Source organism: Prosthecodimorpha staleyi, assembly GCF_018729455.1.
Taxonomy (GTDB): Bacteria; Pseudomonadota; Alphaproteobacteria; order Rhizobiales; family Ancalomicrobiaceae; genus Prosthecodimorpha; species Prosthecodimorpha staleyi.
Genome location: NZ_JAHHZF010000008.1, coordinates 21,124 through 38,188 on the forward strand (window position 1 = coordinate 21,124; position 17,065 = coordinate 38,188).

Genomic DNA, 17,065 nt, shown 5'->3' on the forward strand with positions numbered 1-17,065 from the left:
TTGGCCGCGCGGGGCCCCTTGCGGCGAAAGGCCCACGAAGGTCGCGCTTGCGGTCCTGTGCGGCATCCATATTTTCCCGCACCGCAACACATGCGACAGTAGCGCGGAAGCCGCCGCGTTCCGGGAGGTCCTGATGACACTTGCAGCCGTCTCGCTCGATCCTGTGCCCGCCCTGATCCCGGCTGCCCGCGCCGCCGTCGGCGCGCTCGACCGGTTCCTCGACCGCGCCCGCGACCGGGTCCGCGCCCGGGTCGAGAAGGACGGCCGCATCTCGGCCGACTTGGTCGATCGCGAGCAGCGCGCCGCCCATGGCCTCGCCTGGCTGGCAACTTACGTGGAATCGCTGCGCGAGATGGCCGGCTATGCCGAGCGGCTGACCGATCTCGGCCGCTTCGGCCCGGTCGAGGCGGCGATCGTGCACGTCGCCTTCGGCGAGTATCTGGCCCAGATCCCGGGCGGCATCCCGATGAACCAGGGCGAGTTCGTCCGTCCGGCCGATCTCGGCCTCGGCGAGGCCGACCTTGCGCTCTTGCGCACGCCGGAAATCCTGCACCTGATCGAGACCGGCAACACGGTCGCCAACCGCGCCGTGCTGGTCGAGGCGATGACCCGGTCGGAAGGCGCGCTGACGGTCGGCGATACCGGCCTCGACGACACGCTCGACCAGTTCCGGGCCGAGATGTTCAGGTTCGCCGCCGACGCGGTCGTGCCGCATGCCCACGAATGGCATCTGAAGAACGAATACATTCCGATGGAAGTGGTCGGCCAATTGGCCGAACTCGGCGTGTTCGGCCTGACCATTCCGGAGGAGTTCGGCGGCCTGGGTCTCGGCAAGGAATCCATGTGCGTCGTCTCCGAGGAGCTGTCGCGCGCCTATATCGGCGTCGGCTCGCTCGGCACCCGCTCCGAGATCGCCGCCGAACTGATCCTTGGCGGCGGCACGCCCGAACAAAAGGCCGAATGGCTGCCGCTGATCGCCTCCGGTGCGGTTCTGCCGACGGCGGTGTTCACCGAGCCCAATACCGGGTCGGACCTCGGCTCGCTGCGCACCCGCGCGGTGAAGGACGGCGATGTCTGGAAGGTCTCGGGCAACAAGACCTGGATCACCCACCCGGTCCGCGCCGACCTGATGACGCTCCTGGTGCGCACCGATCCGAACCAGCCCGGCTATCGCGGTCTCTCCATGCTGCTGGCGCCGAAGCCGCGCGGCACCGATGCCGAGCCTTTCCCGGCGGAGGGCATGTCGGGCGGCGAGATCGAGGTGCTCGGCTATCGCGGCATGAAGGAATACGAGATCGCTTTCGACGGCTTCGCGGTGCCGGCCGCCAATCTGCTCGGCGGCGTCGAGGGGCAGGGCTTCAAGCAATTGATGCAGACCTTCGAATCCGCCCGCATCCAGACGGCGGCCCGCGCCATCGGCGTCGCCCAGTGCGCGCTCGATCTCGGCCTGCGCTATGCCCAGGAGCGCATCCAGTTCGGCAAGCCGCTGATCGCCTTCCCGCGCGTCTCCGACAAGCTGGCCATGATGGCGGTCGAGGTGATGATCGCCCGCCAGCTGACCTATTTCGCCGCGCGCCAGAAGGATCACGACAAGCGCTGCGACCTGGAGGCCGGCATGGCCAAGCTGCTCGGCGCCCGCGTCGCCTGGGCGGCGGCCGACAACGCGCTGCAGATCCACGGCGGCAACGGCTTCGCACTCGAATATCCGGTCTCGCGGGTCTTGTGCGACGCCCGGATCCTGAACATCTTCGAAGGGGCAGCCGAGATCCAGGCGCAGGTGATCGCCCGCCGCATCCTCGATGGCGGCAACGGCTGAGGTCCGCCGGACGCACCCGCAGAATTGGGGGGTTGGCAGACAGCCTCCCGTCATGGAGTTATCCTAACGGCAGGTTTTCAGGGGATTCTTGCCAAAAACTTGTAAAACCGGTCGGTGTCCCCGACCGGTTTTTTTTATGGTTTGGCGGGTCCGTGGGGCGGCGCCGGGCGCCTCGACCGGGGGGCGCCGACGGCGCCGATCGCCGCCGAGGCACGGTTAACCGGAAGCCCCGCATCGCGGGCGGTCGCGTTAACCCTCCGGTAGGAATGGTGTTGCCGATTGTAATCGTCCATGCGATGAACTGCATACACGGTGATTGCATGCTCTGGGCGAAGCCGGTCGGGACCTCCCGACCGGCTTTCGTCTTTTTGCGGTTCGGCGGCGGCGCGAGATCCGGGGCGCGCGGGCGTGCAACACGACGCGGGCGTGCGTCGGCACCGGGACGTGCTATGGGAGGGCCGAGACCCTTGCCGGGCCAGATCGGCCTTCGCCTTCCCGCAGGCGACGGATCGCGCCGTCCCCACCCCGATCGCGGTGCCCCTGCGGAAGCATCGGGAGACCGCTCAAAGGAGATCTGCATGCTGCCGCGAACCATCCTGGTGACGGGCGCGTCGACCGGCATCGGCCGGGCGGCCGCCGTCATGCTGAAGGCGCGCGGCTGGCGGGTCTTCGCGACCGCGCGGGCCGAGGCCGACCTGGACGCGCTGGCGGCCCTCGACCTGGAGCCCCTGCGGCTCGACTATCGCGAGGCCGGCAGCATCGCAGCTTGCGCCGAGGCCGTGCTGGAGCGCACCGGCGGCCGGATCGGCGCCCTGTTCAACAACGGCGCCTATGGTCAGCCGGGCGCGGTCGAGGATTTGCGGACCGACATTCTGCGCGCGCAGTTCGAGGCCAACCTGTTCGGCTGGCACGATCTGACCTGCCGGCTGATTCCCGCCATGCGGGCCAACGGCGCCGGCCGGATCGTGCAGTGCTCCTCCGTGCTCGGGATCGTCGCGATGAAATATCGCGGCGCCTATATCGCCTCGAAATTCGCGCTCGAAGGCCTGACCGACACGCTGCGCCAGGAATTGCACGGCACCGGCATCGCGGTCTCGACCATCCGTCCCGGCCCGATCGCGACCCGCTTCGTGCCCAATGCGATGGCGGCGTTCCAGGCGAATATCGACATCGACGGTTCGGCCCATCGCGACATCTACCGGCGCCGGCTCGGGCGGATGGAGCGTGGCGGGGCAGGGCGCTTCAAATTGCCGCCCGAGGCGGTGGTCGACAGGCTGATCCACGCCCTCGAAAGCGACCGGCCGAAGCCCTACTATTCGGTCACCGTGCCGACCTATGTGATGGACGTGGTCCGGCGCATCTTGCCGGGCCGCGCGCTGGTCGGCTTCCTGCGCCGGGTCTCCGATCGGGAAGACCGCTAGGACGGACTCCGATCCGATGCGCCCGCTCTCAGGGGGCGCCGCGCCTACGGTCGGCCGATCGCCGGGGTGTTGGTGGGGCCGGCCCGCCATCCGACCGCCCGCTTCCGGCGTATGACGGGTCGGCGGCGTCGGGGGTTGCGGGCCTGCCGGCAAGCCGGCAAGGTCGCGCGCCCGGAGCCGGCCTGCGATCGAAGGGAGCGGCCCGCTCGTCCCGTGTATCGCCTGCGCCGCCAAGGCCGAAGGACCCGCCATGGAAAGTATCGTCAACATGCTCGTGCCTTTCGCCATCCTCGCGGTCGGCGTCGTCCTGCTGCTCGGCCTGATCAACATGGCGCGCGGCGGCAGCCCGAACACCTCGCAGAAGCTGATGCGCTGGCGCGTCGGCCTGCAATTCGTCGCCATCGTGGTGATCATGACCGCGATCTGGCTGATGGGCCGCTGAGGCACGGGATCGGCCGGAGCGCGGCCGCACCAGAAACAGACGGCGCCGCCCGGATCTTCCGGACGGCGGCCCGCCAAGGGGAGACACGGACGTGGTCGTCCTGAACCGCATCTATACCCGCACCGGAGACGACGGCTCCACGGCGCTGTCGACCGGCGAGCGCCGGCCGAAATTCGACCTCCGGATCGAAGCCTACGGCACGGTCGACGAGACCAACGCCACGGTCGGTCTGGCGCGTCTGCACACCGGTGCGGCGGCACCGGTCGTCGATGCCATGCTGGCGCGCATCCAGAACGACCTGTTCGATCTCGGCGCCGACCTGGCGACGCCGGAGGGCAAGCCGGTCGCGTGGGAACCGCTGAGGATCACGCCGGCGCAGGTGGAGCGGATCGAGCGCGAGATCGACGAACTCAACGCCGACCTGAAGCCGCTGCGCTCCTTCGTGCTGCCCGGCGGGTCGCCCGCCGCCGCCCATCTGCACCTCGCGCGCACGGTCTCGCGGCGCGCGGAGCGGCTGATGGTCGAACTGGCCGGACAGCCGGACGAGATCGTCGGTACCGCGGCGCTGCACTACGTCAACCGGCTGTCCGACTTCTTCTTCGTGGCCGCCCGCTGGGTCAACGATCGCGGCGCCGCCGACGTGCTCTGGGTGCCGGGCCAGAACCGGTGATCCGGCCAGGCCGGGGAAAGGCGGCCGCCGCCAGGCGCTTGCCGCCCCTGTCCGCGTGGAAGCTGGACCGGGGCCTATCCGGGGCGCGGCTTTCGCGCCTATGATGGGCCATCGCCCGCCGGAGCCGGCCGCCTGTGTTCATTCCCCTGCATGACGCCAATCCGCTGCGCCACGTCGCCTTTCCGTATGTCACCTGGGCGCTGATCGGCGTCACGGTCGCGGTTCATGCCGCGATCTGGCTGGCGGCCCAATCCACGCTCATTCCCAATGCCGAGACCGGCGCCACGGTCGCCTTCGGGGTGATTCCGAGCGTGGTCGAGGGCATCCGGCGCATGCCGGCCATCTACGACCTCGTCCCGCCGCCGGTGACGCTGGTCTCCTATGCCTTCCTGCACGCCGACATGTGGCATCTGGCCGGCAACATGGTCTTCCTCTGGGTATTCGGTGACAATGTCGAGGATGCCTTCGGGCATTTGAAGTTCCTCGCCTTCTATCTGGTTAGCGCGGCGGTCGCGGGCGGGGCCCATGTTCTCCTCAATCCGACCTCGGACCTGCCCCTGATCGGCGCTTCCGGGGCGATCGCCGCCATCGTCGCCGCCTATCTGATCCTGCACCCGCGGGTCAGGCTGTGGATCCTGGCGCTCGGACGGATTCCGCTGCCGATCCCGGCTTGGCTGGCGCTCGGCGCCTGGATCCTGTTCCAGTTCTACAATGTTGCGGTGCACCAAGGCGACAACGTCGCCTGGTGGGCCCATATCGGCGGGCTGGCGGCCGGCGCCGCGCTGGTGCTCGTGCTGCGCCGGCCCGGCGTCCGGCTGTTCGACAGCGGAACCGATCTCGGCGCCACCGCGTGACCGGTTTCGATCCCTTTGGTCACGTTGACTTGGCCGCACTGCATCATTAGCGTCCCAGCGCACTTTCGTGTCGCTCTCGACAAAGACGATCCGCTTCCGTCAGGCCAGGACGTCATCGCACCGCGCTGAGGGTTCGGCGGATCGCCGGAGCATCCCGAAGCCGGATGGATTGATCCGTGTGGCTCGGGATCCGGAACGGCGGAGCGCCGGTCTGCCTCCCGTCGGGGGCAGGGCGCTCGAAGTCGGGTCCGCAGTCGTCCGGCGCCACGGCGTCGCGTCGTCTTCGGAGGCGGCGGGGAATTCTGAAGGGCGCCGCCGGGCCCGGCCGGGTTCGCGGGCGCCGTGAGACAGGGCTGTCGATCATGAAGATACTCGTGCCCGTCAAGCGGGTGGTGGACTACAACGTCAAGATCCGCGTCAAGCCGGACGGCTCGGGGGTCGACCTCGCCAACGTCAAGATGTCGATGAATCCGTTCGACGAGATCGGCGTCGAGGAGGCCCTGCGCCTGAGGGAAGCCGGCAAGGCGACCGAGGTGGTGGTGGTCTCGATCGGGCCGGCCCAGGCGGCCGAGACGCTGCGCACCGGCCTCGCCATGGGGGCCGACCGCGGCATCCTGGTGAAGACCGACGCCGCGCTGGAGCCGTTGGCGGTAGCCAAGATCCTGAAGGGCGTCGTCGAGGCGGAGGCCCCGGGCCTCGTCATCCTCGGCAAGCAGGCGATCGACGACGACTGCGCCCAGACCGGCCAGATGCTGTCCGCCCTGCTCGGCTGGTCGCAGGGCACCTTCGCCTCCAAGCTGACCGTCGACGGCGACATGCTGTCGGTCATCCGCGAGGTCGACGGCGGCCTGCAGACCGTCAAGCTGAAGATGCCGGCCATCGTGACCACCGACCTGCGCCTCAACGAGCCGCGCTACGCATCGCTGCCGAACATCATGAAGGCGAAGAAGAAGCCGATCGACGAGAAGACCCCGGCCGATTTCGGTGTCGACACGACGCCGCGGCTGAAGGTGCTGACGACCGTCGAGCCGGGCGCCCGCAAGGCCGGCGTGAAGGTCGGTTCGGTCGCCGAACTGGTCCAGAAGCTGAAGTCCGAAGCCGGCGTGATCTGAGCGCGAGGAGACCGGAACCATGACCATTCTTCTCGTCGCCGAACACGACAATGCGTCCCTGAAGGACGCCACCCACAAGGCGCTCTCGGCCGCCCAGGCCATGGGCGGCGACATCCATGTGCTGGTCGCGGGCGAGAATGCCGCCGCGGCCGCCCAGGAGGCCGCCGGCCTGGCCGGGGTCGCCAAGGTGCTGCATGCCGAAGGCGCCGGGCTCGCCCATGCGCTGGCCGAGCCGCTGTCGGCCTTGATCGTCTCGCTGGCCGGCCCCTACGACGCGATCGTCGCGCCGGCCACCACGACCGGCAAGAACGTCATGCCGCGCGTCGCCGCGCTGCTCGACGTGATGCAGATCTCCGACGTGACCAAGGTCGTCTCCGCCGACACCTTCGAGCGGCCGATCTATGCCGGCAACGCCACTCAGACCGTGCAGTCTACCGACGCCAAGAAGGTCGTCACCGTGCGCATCGCCGCCTTCCCGGCGGCCGGCACGGGCGGCTCGGCCCCGGTCGAGACAGTCGGCGGCGCGGCCGATCCGGGTCTCTCCACGTTTGTCGGCGAGGAGCTGTCGAAGTCGGACCGTCCGGAACTGACCTCGGCGCGGATCATCGTCTCCGGCGGCCGCGCGATGCAGAGCCGCGAGAACTTCACGACCTATATCGAGCCGGTCGCCGACAAGCTCGGCGCCGCCATCGGCGCCAGCCGCGCGGCGGTCGATGCCGGCTATGCCCCGAACGACTGGCAGGTCGGCCAGACCGGCAAGGTCGTGGCGCCCGAGCTCTATGTGGCGGTCGGCATTTCCGGCGCGATCCAGCATCTCGCCGGCATGAAGGACTCCAAGGTCATCGTCGCGATCAACAAGGACGAGGAGGCGCCGATCTTCCAGGTCGCCGACTACGGCCTGGTTGCCGACCTCTATCAGGCGCTGCCGGAACTGGCCGCCGAACTCGGCAAGCTCGGCCGCTGAACGGGGGCCGGGTCATGGCCGCGGGGCCGTGAGGCGGACTGTCGCAGGTCGGAAGCGGGCGGGAGCCGGAGGTTCCCGCCCGTTTGCATGGCCGGCACGGCGATCTTGGCGAACGCGATCAAGCCTTTCGGCCGCACGGACTGGGACGGCCCTCTCGAAGCCCGCAGCGCAGCATTTCGACCATCCGATGGCTTGTACGCCAGACGGACCGCGTTAGGATGGCGGCCCGCTCGACGTCGCCCGCCGCGGCATTCGGAGACCCGGTTTCCGGGGCGGTGCCGCAACGGATTGCGGCGATGGATCCGGCATGGATCGCATTCCATGCCTCCGGCCGGCGGTCCGGGGGCATGGCACGCGATCGGAGAGCGAGACGGACGATGGGAATAGAGATCAAGAAGGTCGGCGTGATCGGGTCCGGCCAGATGGGCAACGGCATCGCCCATGTCTGCGCGCTCGCTGGATATGACGTCGCGCTGAACGACATCTCGCTCGACCGCATCCAGTCGGGGCTGGCCACCATCAACGGCAATCTGACCCGCCAGGTGAACAAGAACCAGATCAGCGAGGCCGAGCGCGTCACGACGCTCGCCCGCATTTCCGCCGCCGAGAACCTGGACGCGCTGGCCGATTGCGACCTGGTCATCGAGGCGGCGACCGAGAACGAGCAGATCAAGCGCAAGATCTTCGCCCAGATCTGCCCGCTCCTGAAGTCCTCCGCGCTCCTGGCGACCAACACCTCGTCGATCTCGATCACGCGGCTCGCCGCCTCGACCGACCGGCCTGAGAAGTTCGTCGGCGTGCACTTCATGAACCCGGTGCCGCTGATGCAGCTCGTCGAGCTGGTGCGCGGCATCGCGACCGACGACCCGACCTTCGACGCCTGCAAGACCTTCGTGCTGCGGCTCGGCAAGGTCTCGACGGTGGCCGAGGATTTCCCGGCCTTCATCGTCAACCGCATCCTGCTGCCGATGATCAACGAGGCGATCTACACGCTCTACGAGGGTGTCGGTTCGGTCGATGCGATCGATACCGCCATGCGGCTCGGCGCCAACCATCCGATGGGCCCGCTGCAACTGGCCGATTTCATCGGCCTGGATACCTGCCTGTCGATCATGCAGGTGCTCTACGAGGGGCTGGCCGATTCGAAGTATCGTCCGTGCCCGCTGCTGGTGAAATATGTCGAGGCCGGCTGGCTCGGCCGGAAGACCCAGCGCGGCTTCTACGACTATCGCGGCGAGAAGCCGATCCCGACCCGCTGAGCTGGGGCGGAAAGGGTCCGGTCATGGTCGTTTACGAATCGTGAAGGTGTGGCGTGCCATCCTCGTCGCCTGAACGATCTGGAAGCGGCCATCATGGCGATCTCTGGCATCTCCAAATATCGGCCGCAGCTCTATACGCCGCGCAACCTGTCGGTCATGAACAAGCAGGCGGCCGACAGCGCGCGCGACTCGATCGCGTCGGCGGCCGACACCTTCGCCTCGCAGATGACGGATTTCGGCTCGAGCCAGGTGACGCTGATCATCCAGCAGACCGCCGAGCGGATCCAGGCGCAGGCCCGCGCCAAGCTCGCCGCCAGCACCAGTTCCCTGAACCTGCTCGCCTGATCGCACGCCCGGACGTCCGGCGCGCGCGTCCGCGTGCCCGGAGCGCGGCATGAGCGCGACGCCGCCCGTCCGCTTCAATCTCGCCGCCCATTGCCTGGCCGCTGCCGACCGCCAGCCCGACAAGGCCGCGCTGATGGTCGCCGAAGGCCCGCGCGGCCGGATCGCCGAGACCTGGACCTATGCGGCCTTCCGCGACGCCGCGCTGGCCGCCGCCGGCGGTTTCGCCGAGGCGGGGCTGAACCGGGGCGACCGCATTCTGCTGCGGGTCGGCAACACCTCGCTGTTCCCGGTCCTGTTCCTCGGCGCCATCGCGGGCGGCTTCGTGCCGATCCCGACCTCAACCCAACTAACCGGACCCGAGGCCGACCTGATCCTCGGCGATTCGGGCGCCCGCCTGGTGGTCGGCGACGGCTCCGGCGCCATGCCGGCGGCGCGCGACGGCGTCGCGACGATCGACGATCCGTCGCGGCTGACCGCCGCCCGGCCCGCTGGCTTCGCCGACACGCTGGCCGACGATCCGGCCTTCCTGGTCTATACGTCCGGCACCAGCGGCCGTCCGAAGGGTGTGCTGCATGCCCAGCGCGTGCTGCTCGGCCGGCGGCCGATGTATCGCGGCTGGTATGGGATCGGGCCGGACGACCGCCTGTTCCATGCCGGCGCCTTCAACTGGACCTACACGCTCGGTGCCGGACTGATGGACCCCTGGGTCAACGGCGCGACCAGCATCGTCCATCTCGGCGACCGGCCACCGGAGATCTGGCCCGACCTCCTGGAGGCGACCGGCGCGACGCTCTTCGCCGCGGTGCCCGGCCTCTACCGGCGCATCCTGAAATATGCCGATATCCAGCCGGAGCGGATGCCGGCGCTGCGCCACGGCCTTTCGGCCGGCGAGGCGCTGAAAGCGGCGCTGCACGACGAATGGGTCGCCCGCACCGGCCGCCCGCTCTATGAGGCGCTCGGCATGAGCGAGATCTCGACCTATCTGTCCTCCGGACCGGACGTGCCGACCCGGCCGGGCAGCCCCGGCAAGCCGCAGGCCGGGCGGCGGCTCGCGGTTCTGCCCGTGGCCAGTGGCGAGACCCCGCTCATGCACGGCGAGACCGGCATCCTGGCGATCGACCGCACCGATCCGGGCCTGATGCTCGGCTACTGGAACCTGCCGGCCGAGACGGCGGCGCAGATGCGCGGCGAATGGTTCCTGACCGGCGACCTCGCGCGCTTCGATGCCGACGGCTATGTCTGGTATGAGGGCCGCGCCGACGACCAGATGAATGCGCAGGGCTACCGGGTCGCGCCGGAAGAGGTCGAGCGGGCGATCGCGGATCATCCGGACGTGGCCGAGGTGGCGGTTGCGGAGGTCGCCGGGGCGGCGATTTCGGTGGTCACCGCCTTCGTGGTGCTGCGCGAGGGAGCGGTCGCCGATGCGGCGGCGCTCGCCGCCCATGCGGCGCTGCGGCTCGCCGACTACAAGCGCCCACGCGCCTGGGTCTTTCTCGAGGAATTGCCGCGCACGGCCTCCGGCAAGGTCCTGAGGCGGGCTTTGCGCGGCTCGGAATCTTAAGTGTGAGGTGCTCGTTCGAGCAACCGGACAGGGGTTCGCCATGCCGATCGTCAATTCCCTGAACGCGGCCGCCGAGGAGGTCGCCGGCTGGCGGCGGCACCTGCACCGCCACCCGGAACTCGGCTATGCGGTCGAGGGCACGGCGGCCTATGTGGCCGACAAGCTCACCGCCTTCGGGGTCGATGCGGTGGCGACCGGGATCGGCCGCACCGGCGTCGTCGGCGTCATTCATGGCCGCGCGCCCGGGCGCACCATCGCGCTCCGGGCCGACATGGACGCGCTGCCGATCCTGGAGACCTCCGGCAAGGACTGGGCCTCCGAGGTGCCGGGCCGGATGCATGCCTGCGGGCATGACGGCCATACCGCCATGCTGCTCGCCGCCGCGCGCCACCTCGCCGAGACGCGCAATTTCGCCGGCACCGCGGTGCTGGTCTTCCAGCCGGCCGAGGAGGCCGGCGGCGGCGCCAAGGCGATGATCGACGACGGGCTGATGACCCGCTTCGGCGTCGACGCGGTCTACGGCATGCACAATGCGCCGGGCATCCCGGTCGGCCGTTTCGCGCTGCGCAGCGGGGCCTTCCTGGCCTCCTGCGACACGATCACGATCGATCTCGAAGGTGTCGGCGGCCATGCCGCGACCCCGCATCTGTGCTGCGACACGGTGCTGGCCGGTGCCGCGATCGTGCAGGCGGTGCAGCACATCGTCTCGCGCACCATCGACCCGATTGCCTCGGCGGTGATCTCGATCACCTGCTTCAATGCCGGCTTCACCGACAATGTCATCCCGCAGACCGGCCGGCTTGTCGGCACGGTCCGCACCTTGTCGCCCGCCGTGCGCGACCATGTCGAGGCGCGGCTGCGGCAGGTGATCGAGACGACGGCGGCGGCCTACGGGGTCAAGGCGGTGCTCGACTACAATCGCGAATATCCGGTGCTGGTGAACCACGAGCGCGAGGCGGGCTTCGCCGCCGAGGTCGCGCGCGACGTTGCCGGCGCGGACGCGGTCAACACGGCCATGCCGCCGGAACTCGGCTCCGAGGACTTCGCCTTCATGCTGGAGGAACGGCCGGGCGCCTTCATCTTCGTCGGCAACGGCAATACGGCCGGCCTGCACCACCCGGCCTATGATTTCGACGACGCCGCGATCCCCTACGGCGCCTCCTACTGGGTTCGGCTGGTCGAGCGCGCCCTGCCGGCCTGAGAAGGCCGATCGCGCGCGCCGGGGATTGCCCTCAGGCCGGTGATGCCGACAGCCGGGGGCGTCGCGCCCTACGATCCGCGCGGCGTCCGCATGCGGGCGAGCAGATCCTCGATCGAGACCTTGCGGACCGGGGCGGGGGCGGGCGCCTCACGCTCCAGGCCGGCAGCTGCGGAGGACGATGGGGCGGACTCGCCGGGGCCTGACGCATCCTCGTCACCCCCATCGTCATCGTCCGTTTCGTCGTCCCGGTCCGACCCGTCGTCGTCGGCCTCTTCGCCGTCCTCCGGATCGTCCTCATCCGGATCGCTGTCGTCTTCGGGCTCGTCCGCCTCATCCGGCTCGTAGTCCGGCGCTCCGTCCGGATCGACCTCTCGCTCGGCTTCGGACCTTTCGGCACGAGCATGCCGCGGGAGCGGATGCAGGGTCTCCTCGATGGTGATGCCGGCCGCCTCGGCGGCACGCTCCTGGTCGCCCGGCAGTGGTTCGGGTTCGACCGCCTCGCCCGGCGGGCCAGCGCGCAAGGCACCGACGATCCAGGCGCCGACCATGGCGCGCTCGGCATCGGCCAGCACCAAGTCGGCATTGGCGGCGAGATAGAGCACCTGCCGGCGGAAGGCCTTGGCGAGCGACCCGGGCTTGTCGCCGGCGGCGAATTCATGGCCGCTGAGCATCAGCCCCTTGACGACGAAGGCGACCGATTGCGGACGCAGCTTCAGTCCGTGTTCGCTCAGCCGCCGCATCACGCCGTTGACGGTGCGGTTGAGACTGAAGCCGCGCTCGGCCACCTCGGCGGCCAGCGCCCGGAACAGCTGCGCATAGACCTCGGGGGCGAAGGCCGGCACGCTGGTCGCCGCCGAGACCCGGCGCGCGACACCCTCGATGTCATCCATCCGCCGCGCCGCCTCCGAACCGCTCTCCCGGCCCGCGCCGGCTTCGGCGGCACCGGATTCGGCGGCACCGGTCTGGGGGATACCGTCCTGAGAGACGCCTCCGGCGAGGCTTCCCTCCGGGAGGCTTCCCCTCGGGATGCCGCCGCCGTGGATTTCGCCGGCGGTGCCCCGTTCGGTCTCGGATCCGTCGTCCGGTGCCGCCTCATAGACTCCGGGCCGGGGGCGGAGCGGATCCTGTCGGCGCGCCGGCGGCAGCAATGGGTCGCGCGGGGCGGTGAGGTCGCGCGCCGCTTCGCGCCGATCGGAGCGCGTCGGCCCGTTGCGAACGGGTTCGGCACGGGCCGCTTCGGCCCGCATGGGTTCGGACCGGATCCGCTCGGGCCGGGCGGGAGCGGCGTCGGCACGCAGGGGCTCGGCCCTTGCGGGTTCGGGTTTCGCGGGCTCGGCCCTTGCGGGTTCGGGCGGGCGTTCGTAATCGTCGTCGCCGAAGCCGGTCAGGTCGATCAGCCGCTCCTCGGTGATCATGCCGTCGCAGAGCGCCTTGTAGGCGGCGGCGGTGACGGCATTGGAGTAGATCACGCTGCGCCGGTCATAGGCGCGCAGACGCGTCAGCACCGGTGTGAAATCGGCGTCGCCGGACAGGATGATGAATTCGTCGAAGCGGGTCTCGTGGCGCATCGCGTCGAGCATGTCGACGACCATGTAGATGTCGGCCGAATTCTTGCCCTTGCCGGTCAGGGGCGGGCAGTCGACGATCTGGAAGCCGGAGCGGGTGAAGGACGGGCGGAAATAGCGCATCACCGCCGGATTGGCGTAGCAGCGCCGCATCAGGATGCGTCGGCGGATCCGCTCGCTGCCGTCCGCCTCCTCGATCAGGACGCCGCTTTCGATCGCATCGAGCCAGCTTTGCGGATCGTTGGCGAAGGCGCGGGCGGCATCCTTGTCGGCGCTTTGCAGCGCAAAGAACACGTTGTCGAAGTCGACGAACAGAACGGATCGCAATGTCTCGGCCATCGGTTTCGGCCAGTCCTTTGAAATGGCGCCCGCGTCCGGTCTCGCCGGAAATGCGGGGGCTTGGGAAAGTGCGGTACGGTCGGCTGCCTGTCCGGGCGGCATCGGGTCGGCTGCAGGCTACCGCATGTGCCGGTCCGACGGAAATGTCGGACGCCCTTTAATCGTGCGGCGATGCCATCTTTCGTCATTCCAACGGCCGGCCGTGCAGCGACCGTCCGATTGATGCGCCGGTGCACGTCATGGGGGTGGACCCGCACCGGCCCGCAGGCTACAGGACGCGAGGTCTGCAGGCCGCCGGACGGCGGGCCGGCCGACACGCCGAGGCGCCGATTCGCCGCGCCCGACGCCTGTAACCCGCCTGATCCGGACCCCGCCCATGACCAGCCGAAACGTCGCCACCCTGGTCGGCCTCAGCGCCGTCGCCATGTGGGCGACGCTCGGCGTGCTCGCCGCGGCGGCTGGCCCGGTGCCGCCCTTCCTGACCACCGCCCTGACCTTCGGCCTGTCCGGCACGCTGGCGACGCTCTGGCTCGCCGCGACCGGGCGCCTTGGCCTGCTGGTGCAGCCGGCCAAGGTCTGGCTGATCGGGACCGGCGGCCTGTTCGGGTTCCATTTCTTCTATTTCACGTCGCTGCAGCTGGCGCCGAAGGTCGAGGCCAATCTCGTCAACTATTGCTGGCCGCTGCTGATCGTCCTCTTCTCCGGCCTGCTGCCCGGCGAGCGGCTGAGGGCCCATCACGTCATCGGCGCCGCGATCGGCCTGTGCGGCGCGGCGGCGATCGTCACCGGCGGGCGGGGGCTGGTCATCGAGGCCGCCCATATCCCCGGCTATGCCGCCGCGGTGGTCTCCGCGTTGACCTGGTCGAGCTATTCGGTCGTCTCGCGCCGGCTCGGCGCGGTGCCGACCGAGGCCGTCGCGGGCTTCTGCCTGGCGACGGCGGTGCTCTCCGGGCTGTGCCATGTCGCGCTGGAACAGACGGTCTGGCCGGCGGGTCCCGGTGCCTGGGCGGCGCTGGTCGGACTGGGCCTGTTCCCGGTCGGCCTCGCCTTCTTCGTCTGGGACTACGGTGTCAAGCGCGGCGACATCCAGGTGCTCGGTGCGGTCGCCTACCTGTCGCCGCTGACCTCGACGCTGCTGCTCGTCGCCGCCGGCTTCGGCAGCTTCACGCCGGCGATCGCGGTCGGCGCCGTGGCGATCACGGCGGGCGCGCTGATCGCCTCGAAGGACATGTTGTTCGGCCGGAGCGCGGAGACCGGCGGCGGGCGCGGAGCCGCCGCCACCGACGCCTGAGGGGCGTCGGACCGCCTAACCCTCAGCCGGATGCCAACCCGCCGGGGCCATCTCGAAGCCGGCGAATTCGAATCCCGGCGCGACCGTACAGCCGACCAGGGTCCAGGCACCGAGGCTCCAGGCGCTCTGCCAGGCGCCGGGCGGCACGATGCCCTGCGGCACCTGACCGGCCAGCACGTCGCCGCCCAGAAGGGTCCGTTCGACATGGCGACCGGCCGGCGAGACCGCCAGTTCGAGCGGCGCGCCGGCATGCCAGTGCCAGATCTCGACCGCGTCGACCCGGTGCCAGGCCGAGCGCTCGCCTTCCGCCAGCAGGAAATAGATCGCCGTCGAGCGGGCGCGGCCGCCGGCCGGATCGGCATCCCGGAAGGTCTCGCGATAGTGTCCGCCCTCCGGATGGGGCACGAGCCCGAGGCGGCGGATGATCTCTTCGGCCTGTCGGTCCATGGCGTCAGCCCCGGAACTGGTTCTTGCCCTCGCGCAGGCGCGTGAACACCGCCACCGGGTCGGCGCCGGCCATGCCGAGGGCCGCGGCGAGATCCGGATCGTCGGCGCGCAGGAACGGATTGGTCTCGATCTCGCGCGCGATCGAGGTCGGCAGGGTCGGCAGCCCCTCCGCGCGCAGCTTCTCGATCTCGGCCAGCCGCGTGCGCAGCGCCGCGTTGTCCGGGTCGACCGACACGGCAAAGCGCGCGTTGGACAGGGTATATTCGTGCCCGCAATAGATCTCGGTCGAGACCGGGAGCGCGCGCAGCTTCTGCAGCGAGGCCCACATGTCGGCCATGGTGCCTTCGAACACCCGCCCGCAGCCGAGCGCGAACAGGGTGTCGCCGACAAAGGCCGCATTGGCGTCCGGCAGCACATAGGCGATATGGCCCGCGGTGTGGCCCGGCGTGTCGAGCACCAGCACCTCATGGCCCGCGAAGGCGAGCCGGTCGCCCTCCTGGACCGGCACGTCCAGGCCCGGAATCTGGTCGGCCTCGGAACGCGGACCGATCACGCGCAGTCCGTAGCGGGCCTTCAGACCCGCCACGCCGCCGATATGGTCGTGGTGCTTGTGGGTGACCCAGATATCGGTCAGCCGCCAGCCGGTCTCCTCGAGCACGCGCAGGATCGGGCCTTCGTCCGGCGCGTCGATCGACGCGGTCGCACCCGACGCCGGGTCGTGGACCAGAACGCCGTAATTGTCGGAGAGGCAGGCGAACTGGTAGATCTGCAGTCGGGCCAAGCGGTCACTCCTTCTTCGTCACCCTGCCTCGCGGTCCATTCGATCCGACCTTTGCGTCCCGTGCATGTCAGATTGAATCGACCACGAAATCATAGCGTTAGTGGTTCGGATCGACGAGGCGGACGGGAACCGTCCGCCCGGCTCGAACCCCTAGCATTCCGCCGATCCCGCGGCCAGAGTATCGTCAGGTCTCTGTCCGGGGCCGCAGCGGGATCGGCAGGACAACGCCGATCGCGAGCCATGGGTTCAGAATGTATCTCGACATCGTCGATCTGAGGAATTTTTACGGCGAGCCGCTCGGTCGCGTGACGCGCTCGATCCTCGGCCAGCGCCTGCGCGCCATGTGGCCGAAGGTGGCCGGCGACCGCCTGCTCGGGATCGGCCATGCCACGCCCTATCTGCGCCCGTTCAAGGACGAGGCGGAGCGCGTGATCGGCTTCATGCCGGCCCAGATGGGCGTGGTCAACTGGCCGAGCGAGGGGCCTTCGGCGACCGCGCTGGTGCACGAGAACGACCTGCCGCTGCCGGACAGCTCGATGGATCGTGTTCTCCTGGTGCATTGCCTGGAAATGGCGGAAAAGCCGGCGGAGGTGTTGCGCGAAGTCTGGCGCGTGCTGGCACCGGGCGGGCGCCTGATCGCGGCGGTGCCGTCGCGGACCGGCATCTGGGCGCGGATGGAAACGACCCCTTTCGGCTATGGTCGCCCCTTCTCGCGGGGACAGATGGACAAGCTGTTGAAGGATACTCTGTTTTCTCCGATCGACTGGCAGGGCGTCCTGTTCACGCCGCCATTCCAGCGCCGCTTCTTGGTGCGCTCCGCCCCGGCGATCGAGCGAATCGGGCAGAAATTCTGGCCCGCGCTGGCCGGCGTGATTCTGGTCGAAGCGACGAAGCAAATGTATCAGGGGTTGCCGGCACGTGTACGCGTCCGGGAGCGCCGGTCTGTGTTTCAACCGGTTCTGGTTCCGCAGAGTTAGTATCCGTAACCATACCTAGG

The 17,065-nt window shown here is 69.5% G+C and carries 16 protein-coding genes; 13 read left to right on the forward strand and 3 right to left on the reverse strand.

The window, feature by feature from the left end; genetic code table 11:
• Positions 1 to 133: 133 nt before the first annotated feature.
• From KL771_RS16465 to KL771_RS16515, 11 genes are all read left to right on the forward strand, one after another.
• Positions 134 to 1,816, forward strand: coding sequence for an acyl-CoA dehydrogenase family protein (locus KL771_RS16465; protein ID WP_261969635.1), 1,683 nt, complete (start codon positions 134 to 136; stop codon positions 1,814 to 1,816).
• Between the two features lie 578 nt (positions 1,817 to 2,394).
• Complete coding sequence (locus KL771_RS16470) at positions 2,395 to 3,237, forward strand: SDR family oxidoreductase (protein ID WP_261969636.1); 843 nt, start codon at positions 2,395 to 2,397, stop codon at positions 3,235 to 3,237.
• A gap of 250 nt (positions 3,238 to 3,487) precedes the next feature.
• Positions 3,488 to 3,679: a twin transmembrane helix small protein gene (locus tag KL771_RS16475; protein WP_054360045.1), complete on the forward strand. Its 192-nt coding sequence runs from the start codon at positions 3,488 to 3,490 to the stop codon at positions 3,677 to 3,679.
• A gap of 91 nt (positions 3,680 to 3,770) precedes the next feature.
• Positions 3,771 to 4,349, forward strand: coding sequence for a cob(I)yrinic acid a,c-diamide adenosyltransferase (locus KL771_RS16480; RefSeq protein ID WP_261969637.1), 579 nt, complete (start codon positions 3,771 to 3,773; stop codon positions 4,347 to 4,349).
• A gap of 134 nt (positions 4,350 to 4,483) precedes the next feature.
• Positions 4,484 to 5,203, forward strand: a complete 720-nt coding sequence (locus tag KL771_RS16485; protein ID WP_261969638.1) for a rhomboid family intramembrane serine protease — start codon at positions 4,484 to 4,486, stop codon at positions 5,201 to 5,203.
• A 362-nt stretch (positions 5,204 to 5,565) separates the two neighbouring features.
• Entirely contained in the window at positions 5,566 to 6,315 is a 750-nt protein-coding gene (locus KL771_RS16490) for an electron transfer flavoprotein subunit beta/FixA family protein (RefSeq protein ID WP_261969639.1), read from the forward strand.
• A 19-nt stretch (positions 6,316 to 6,334) separates the two neighbouring features.
• Complete coding sequence (locus tag KL771_RS16495) at positions 6,335 to 7,279, forward strand: electron transfer flavoprotein subunit alpha/FixB family protein (RefSeq protein WP_261969640.1); 945 nt, start codon at positions 6,335 to 6,337, stop codon at positions 7,277 to 7,279.
• A 377-nt stretch (positions 7,280 to 7,656) separates the two neighbouring features.
• Positions 7,657 to 8,538, forward strand: a complete 882-nt coding sequence (locus KL771_RS16500) for a 3-hydroxybutyryl-CoA dehydrogenase (protein WP_261969641.1) — start codon at positions 7,657 to 7,659, stop codon at positions 8,536 to 8,538.
• Positions 8,539 to 8,631: 93 nt separating this feature from the next.
• Positions 8,632 to 8,883, forward strand: a complete 252-nt coding sequence (locus KL771_RS16505; RefSeq protein ID WP_261969642.1) for a hypothetical protein — start codon at positions 8,632 to 8,634, stop codon at positions 8,881 to 8,883.
• A 49-nt stretch (positions 8,884 to 8,932) separates the two neighbouring features.
• Positions 8,933 to 10,444, forward strand: a complete 1,512-nt coding sequence (locus tag KL771_RS16510; RefSeq protein WP_261969643.1) for a class I adenylate-forming enzyme family protein — start codon at positions 8,933 to 8,935, stop codon at positions 10,442 to 10,444.
• 40 nt (positions 10,445 to 10,484) lie between these two features.
• Positions 10,485 to 11,645, forward strand: a complete 1,161-nt coding sequence (locus KL771_RS16515) for a M20 aminoacylase family protein (protein WP_261969644.1) — start codon at positions 10,485 to 10,487, stop codon at positions 11,643 to 11,645.
• Positions 11,646 to 11,713: 68 nt separating this feature from the next.
• On the opposite strand, the gene KL771_RS16520 is transcribed toward KL771_RS16515, so the two are convergent.
• Positions 11,714 to 13,549: an NYN domain-containing protein gene (locus KL771_RS16520; RefSeq protein ID WP_261969645.1), complete on the reverse strand. Its 1,836-nt coding sequence runs from the start codon at positions 13,547 to 13,549 to the stop codon at positions 11,714 to 11,716.
• A 376-nt stretch (positions 13,550 to 13,925) separates the two neighbouring features.
• Between KL771_RS16520 and yddG the strand changes: the two genes are divergently transcribed.
• Positions 13,926 to 14,840: an aromatic amino acid exporter YddG gene (gene yddG / locus KL771_RS16525; RefSeq protein ID WP_261969646.1), complete on the forward strand. Its 915-nt coding sequence runs from the start codon at positions 13,926 to 13,928 to the stop codon at positions 14,838 to 14,840.
• A 15-nt stretch (positions 14,841 to 14,855) separates the two neighbouring features.
• On the opposite strand, the gene KL771_RS16530 is transcribed toward yddG, so the two are convergent.
• Together KL771_RS16530 and gloB are read right to left on the reverse strand one after the other, a co-directional pair.
• Positions 14,856 to 15,287 carry a cupin domain-containing protein gene (locus tag KL771_RS16530; protein WP_261969647.1) on the reverse strand — a complete coding sequence of 144 codons (432 nt, stop codon included), beginning with the start codon at positions 15,285 to 15,287 and terminating at the stop codon, positions 14,856 to 14,858.
• 4 nt (positions 15,288 to 15,291) lie between these two features.
• Positions 15,292 to 16,068: a hydroxyacylglutathione hydrolase gene (gene gloB / locus KL771_RS16535; RefSeq protein ID WP_261969648.1), complete on the reverse strand. Its 777-nt coding sequence runs from the start codon at positions 16,066 to 16,068 to the stop codon at positions 15,292 to 15,294.
• Between the two features lie 251 nt (positions 16,069 to 16,319).
• On the opposite strand from gloB, the gene KL771_RS16540 reads away from it, so the two are divergent.
• Positions 16,320 to 17,045, forward strand: a complete 726-nt coding sequence (locus KL771_RS16540) for a class I SAM-dependent methyltransferase (protein WP_261969649.1) — start codon at positions 16,320 to 16,322, stop codon at positions 17,043 to 17,045.
• The last annotated feature ends 20 nt before the right edge of the window (positions 17,046 to 17,065 follow it).

What these genes read in the sequence shown, in the direction of transcription:
- KL771_RS16475 (WP_054360045.1), top strand. Translation starts at nt 3,488, where the DNA reads ATGGAAAGTATCGTCAACATGCTCGTGCCTTTCGCCATCCTCGCGGTC.
- KL771_RS16500 (WP_261969641.1), top strand. Translation starts at nt 7,657, where the DNA reads ATGGGAATAGAGATCAAGAAGGTCGGCGTGATCGGGTCCGGCCAGATG.
- KL771_RS16540 (WP_261969649.1), top strand. Translation starts at nt 16,320, where the DNA reads ATGTATCTCGACATCGTCGATCTGAGGAATTTTTACGGCGAGCCGCTC.
- KL771_RS16490 (WP_261969639.1), top strand. Translation starts at nt 5,566, where the DNA reads ATGAAGATACTCGTGCCCGTCAAGCGGGTGGTGGACTACAACGTCAAG.
- KL771_RS16505 (WP_261969642.1), top strand. Translation starts at nt 8,632, where the DNA reads ATGGCGATCTCTGGCATCTCCAAATATCGGCCGCAGCTCTATACGCCG.
- KL771_RS16520 (WP_261969645.1), bottom strand. Translation starts at nt 13,549, where the DNA reads ATGGCCGAGACATTGCGATCCGTTCTGTTCGTCGACTTCGACAACGTG.
- KL771_RS16465 (WP_261969635.1), top strand. Translation starts at nt 134, where the DNA reads ATGACACTTGCAGCCGTCTCGCTCGATCCTGTGCCCGCCCTGATCCCG.
- KL771_RS16530 (WP_261969647.1), bottom strand. Translation starts at nt 15,287, where the DNA reads ATGGACCGACAGGCCGAAGAGATCATCCGCCGCCTCGGGCTCGTGCCC.
- KL771_RS16495 (WP_261969640.1), top strand. Translation starts at nt 6,335, where the DNA reads ATGACCATTCTTCTCGTCGCCGAACACGACAATGCGTCCCTGAAGGAC.
- KL771_RS16470 (WP_261969636.1), top strand. Translation starts at nt 2,395, where the DNA reads ATGCTGCCGCGAACCATCCTGGTGACGGGCGCGTCGACCGGCATCGGC.
- KL771_RS16515 (WP_261969644.1), top strand. Translation starts at nt 10,485, where the DNA reads ATGCCGATCGTCAATTCCCTGAACGCGGCCGCCGAGGAGGTCGCCGGC.
- yddG (WP_261969646.1), top strand. Translation starts at nt 13,926, where the DNA reads ATGACCAGCCGAAACGTCGCCACCCTGGTCGGCCTCAGCGCCGTCGCC.
- KL771_RS16510 (WP_261969643.1), top strand. Translation starts at nt 8,933, where the DNA reads ATGAGCGCGACGCCGCCCGTCCGCTTCAATCTCGCCGCCCATTGCCTG.